Genomic DNA, 5199 nt, shown 5'->3' with positions numbered 1-5199 from the left:
AAATAAATACTTTTGTACTGTGTTTTTCATAGTATTAGATTTAAGGTTAACAAAGGTTGGAGTTCAGCGGAACTCCTTTTTTTATGCCTTTTTTCAGCTTAAAAAAACGCTTTTATATTTGCTTCAAAACGCAAGTACATTCAATGTAAAACGTAAAGGCGTTTAAATTGAAATGTACTTGCGTTTCGATAAAAACGTTTTGACGTTTTAGTGCAAACGCCTTTACGTTTTTTGTCACTCAATTTTTTCGTTGGATTTTATTCTGATTTCAGGCTGTTAACAGGGTTGCTACTGGCTGTCCGGTAATTCTGTATGGTAATGGTAATCAGTGTAATCAGACTGATTATGACGCATGTAATCAGAAATACCCATGGAGAAATAGGGATTTTCTCATTGAACTGTTTCAGCCATTCCGATACGGCATACCAGGCGATGGGACTGGCCAGGAGTGAACAGGCGATGGAAAGCGTGAGGTAGGAGCGGCCGAACATCCAAAGAATTTGTCCCGTGGAGGCTCCATATACTTTTCGTACCCCGATTTCCTTACGGCGGTGTGCGGCTTCAAAAATAATCAGTCCGAATACTCCTACCAGTGAAATCAGAATGGCAAGCAGACTGAACCAGGTGATTATCTTTTGCTGGTTTGTTTCTTTTTGGTAAAGCTGGCCGTATATCTGGTCGTAAAATTTCACTTCTGTGGGATAGCCCGTAAAACATTCACTCATTGTCTGACGGATATGCTTCAGTGCGCTGTCCATATTACTTCCGGCCTTTACGCGGATGTAGGCAAATGGTAGCACATTGTTGCTGTAGATACCGTTGGGACAGAAAATATAGGGGACGGAGCCAGTTTTGAGTGAAGTAAACTGCACGTTATTCACATATCCTTTGAGGGTGGCGCTCATTCCCCATGGGAAAAAGTCGAGTGTTTCTCCTGCCGGGATGCCGCTTTCTTTCTGAAGGTCCTGCGTGGCGATAAAGTTTAATTGGGAGGTGTAGATGGAATCGCTGGGCAGGAAGTCGCTTCCCGACAGAATGTGCATTCCCATGACTTGGCAGAAGTTCGTTGTGACGTCAATATATTGATGTTCGTAGTTGTTTCCTTTGTAGCGGAAGGTATACTGTGTATATCCCTCGGTGGCTCCTAACTCCCATTTGGCGTAGGCGATGTCGTCAATTTCAGCAAAACTTTTCAGCTGACTGTCGAATTTGCGGTACGGACTGCTGTGATAAGGCAGTTGGGGGAGGGAAGCGACCAGTATCTGGTCTTTGTCGATGCCCAGTTCATGGTTTCGCATGAATCGGTTCTGCAGGAAAATAAAAGCTGCGGTGACAATCAGGGCAAACGAAACAATATACTGGAAACCGATGAGTACTGTACGAAGACGTTTTCCTTTTCCGCTCAGGGCATAGTTTCCTTTCAATACAAGGGCAGGAGGGAAAGAGGTCATGTACCATGACGGATACAGTCCGGCCACGATACCAGTAAGCAGGGCAATCACTCCGGTGTAAAGCACATATTTCCAGTAAACAAGCAGGGAAGGGGTGAAACCCATAAAGGATAGTACGTTCAGGCGTATCAGGGCAGCGACAATACCTAATGATAATAGCCAGCCTATCAATACGATGCTTACCGATTCGGCTACCAGGGCACGGCGCAGTTCTCTGTTGGTGCTTCCCAGCACTTTCTGGGTATTGATGCTGCGCATGCGTACCGGAGCCAGTGCCGTGCTGAAATTGATAAGATTGATGCAGGCGATTAGAATAATCAGGAACCCGATACTTACCAGCAGGGTCATGGTGCTGCGGCTACCTGTTTGGAAGTAGTAGGGGGAATGCATGTCATAATATAGTTTCTGAATTGGGAGAACATAGAGTTTCTGGGTGCCTTGATCTCCGGTAAACAGTCGTTTGTTGGCTTCTGTAGCTGCAATTTGCTGGTTGACTTCTTCCACGCTGACTCCCGGTTTTAGCAAGAAGAATGCAAAAAAGTTCTGGCTGCCCCAGTCGTTCTCCTGAAGTTTTCCCATCGGAACAAAGAGGTCATTTTTGAACTGGCAGTTTTCCGGCAGGTCTTCAAAAATACCGCATATCCGGAATTTGGTAGCTTCCGGATTTCGCCAGTCTGGAGTATCTGTGTACAGGTAGGAACCTAAGGCATTGCCATTCGGGAATAGTTTGCGGGCATAGCTCTCGGATACGATGACACTTTCCGGATGTTTCATCTCCTGGTCACTGCCTTCCACGAACTTCAGTCCGATGATTTTTCCGAAGTCGGGATACACGGCCCAGGGCTCCTCGTAGAAGTATTGCGGATTCTTGGGGTCGGTGTAGAAAGCCTGTTTCTGCCAGGCCGGGGAATAGATGGTGCCATATTCGATGCCCGGTACTTGTTGGATAAGGTAATCGATAGGGCCTCGGGGGAGTGTACTGACATAATTTTCCTCTTGAGGTTGTGCCAGATTCAGCATGACCAGGCGGTCGGTATGAGGATAGCAGGTATCGAAATCGCGTTCGTAGCTTACCTTCATCATAAGCAGGACAAAGGCGGCAAAGGCAGCCGAAAGTCCCATCAGGTTCAGCATGGAGGCAGTCTGGAAGCGTTTCAGCGTATAGAATAGATTTCGTAGGATGGTTTTCATATTTTCGTTTTTTTATGTTTCTGATTTGGGAAAGATTATTCTGTTTTCAGGTTCAGTACCGGATTTTCCCGTACGGCTTTTCGACTGATTAGCCAGACGGAAGCCAGTGAGATGAGGGCTACAATCAGGAAAGCGGCAACCGGTACCCACCAGGGGAAACTGCTTTCGTAGGTCACAATCTTGTCTATCTGCTGAATGCCGATATACATCAGTGGGAGGCCGATGAGCAGACTGAACGCCAGTGATGCGGAAGAGAATCTCATTAACCGGAGCATTTCGCTGTGGCTGTCGGAACCGAATACCTTGCGTACGGCGATGTCTCGTTTGCGTTGTGCGATGAAATAGATGCTCATGGCGGTAAGTCCTAACAGGGAGATAACCAGTGCTGCGCAGGTGAAGATAAGAATCAGGTGATTCATACGGGTAATGTCTTCATATATTTTCTGCACCAGTGTGCCATACCATGCTGAATCAAACGGGTATCCGTCTATTATTTTGGAATAGAGCTGGTCCAGCTGCTTTTTATAAGCCTCAGGTTGTTCATCGCGTACTTCCACCAGGATGTTCCATGGACTGATGCTGTCGGAGGGAGCAATTTGCATGCGCAGCGGATGAGGGTCTTTCATAAGCAGAGAGCGAATCTGGAAGTCTTTGAATTCTCCAACTACGTTCATGGTATAGCCTCCCCGTTCACTTCTTACAAAGTCTGTAAATCCCAACTGGCGCAAGTCTTTCATGGCCGTCTGGCTTACAAAGAAATTTTTGGGATTATATCCAGCATGGCGGTCTTCCGTAATTTGGATATGGAAAATGTCGATAAAGGCAGAGTCCACCACAAAAGTCTGGAAGCTTAGGTCTTTGGTACTGTCGGCCGATGTGAAGTACATGGTATCATTGTTTCCACCGTCAAGGGGAGTACCTTGTGCAAAACTGACGCGTTTTACGAAAGGAAGTTTCTGGGCTTCCTGACGGAAAAGCTGAAGTTTTTGGTCGCTGGCCATAGGAGGGTAGTGGATGACGTGCCCGTATTCATACCCTAATGGGGCATGTAGGATGCGGTAAATCTGTACACTCAGGTAAATGGCACATCCCAGCATGGCAATGGTGAGTCCGTTTTGCACAATGTTTAGCAGGCGGAGGTATAAAGTCTTGGTTTTGCGGCGGAAGGTACCTTTTACGATGTCCAGCGGATTGTAGCGTGACAGCAGGGTGGCAGGCACGAATCCGGAGAGCAGGGAAAGTACGGTAATCAAAATCAGATAGCACAATAGGGTAACGGGATTTAAGTCGCCCACAATGTCAAGCCGTGTATGAAGCAGTTCCATCGCGGTAGGTTCTGCGGCTTTGGCCAGTAGAAAACCAATTACAAAGGCCAAAGTGGTCAGCAGGAACGATTCGGCAATCATACGCCAGAATATGCTTTTCTTGGAGGAACCTAACAGACGGCGGGTAGCCATTTCCTTTGCCCGGTAACTGGTTTGGGCAATGCTCATGCTGGTATAGTTGAAGATGGCCATGCACAGAATCAAGATACCGATGGTCAGGAAAATAAGTACCACTTTCAGGCTATATTGGTTGAGTATGGCTCCGGCAGCCTGTGTATCGGAGAAGTAAAACTCGTGTATGGGGATGAATAATACCTTTTTAACGGAGTCATATTGGTAAATCCAGAAGAATTCTTTAAAAAAGCGGGCTATGTCATCGGCTTTGTCGTTGGGATTGACGTTCGGATGGAAACGCAGAAAGAAGATGCAGCTGGCGGCATTGCCCAACTGGGTATTTTCTTCGCTGGCACTCCAATTAACATATCGCACATTCTTATGAAGGCTGAATGCTTCAATATTGGAAGGAAAGATAGAATTATCAATGTCTTCAATGATTCCACTCACTGTGCAGCGCCGGTCACCGAATGCTTGTTCAATAAGTGTTTTCCCTAACGCATGCTCCGTACCAAACAGCTTGATGGCGCAGGAACGTGTCAGCACGATGTTATTTTCATTGGCCAGCAAGGTTTCTGGATTCCCTTCCAGCAGATGAAAGTTGAAGAACTGGAAGAAGTTTTCGCGGACAAACATCATTTGTATATTAACCGGTTGGTCGTTGGTTCTGACAAACTGTTCGTAGTAACCGCTTACGGCGCACCAGTCTTCTATTTCTGGATAACGGCTTTGTAGTTTGTCACCCAGTAAGATGTGACCTCCTGCCCATACTTCGTTGGCCAGTACATAAGTACGGTCTGCGTCTTTCATGTCCTTGTCCACGGTGAGTTGTCGGGTCACCATGTGGGTAATCAACAGGAGAAACATGAGTGAGATGCTTAATCCGATGACATTGACAAAGGTAAAAAGTTTGTTGCGCTGTAAAAAGGTAAAGTAAGTTTTCATTTTTCTGTGTCTGGTTTTGTTTTTACTGCAAATGTACTATACAATTTTCGTGCCATCTTTTCAAAATGTTGATTTATAGATATATATGGTTTTTCTGCTTTTTGTAAGTGTCTAAATTTTTGACATGGGGTGTATGATTTTTAGACAAAAGTAATCGATGGTTGGGAGAGATA

2 protein-coding genes are annotated in these 5199 nt (G+C 45.9%); both read right to left on the bottom strand.

Annotation, left to right across the window (positions count from 1 at the left end; all coding sequences use genetic code 11):
• Positions 1 to 257: 257 nt before the first annotated feature.
• Positions 258 to 2642, bottom strand: coding sequence for an FtsX-like permease family protein (locus ACMJ0U_RS01525; RefSeq protein WP_417127723.1), 2385 nt, complete (start codon positions 2640 to 2642; stop codon positions 258 to 260).
• 35 nt (positions 2643 to 2677) lie between these two features.
• Positions 2678 to 5026, bottom strand: coding sequence for an FtsX-like permease family protein (locus ACMJ0U_RS01520; protein WP_417127721.1), 2349 nt, complete (start codon positions 5024 to 5026; stop codon positions 2678 to 2680).
• Positions 5027 to 5199: the final 173 nt, after the last annotated feature.

The sequence above is a fragment of the Phocaeicola sp. genome (genome assembly GCF_048170425.1).
GTDB lineage: Bacteria > Bacteroidota > Bacteroidia > Bacteroidales > Bacteroidaceae > Phocaeicola.
This window is presented reverse-complemented; position numbering and strand designations above follow the sequence as displayed.

Coding starts and splice junctions, on each gene's coding strand:
- ACMJ0U_RS01525 (WP_417127723.1), bottom strand. CDS start 2,642: ATGAAAACCATCCTACGAAATCTATTCTATACGCTGAAACGCTTCCAG.
- ACMJ0U_RS01520 (WP_417127721.1), bottom strand. CDS start 5,026: ATGAAAACTTACTTTACCTTTTTACAGCGCAACAAACTTTTTACCTTT.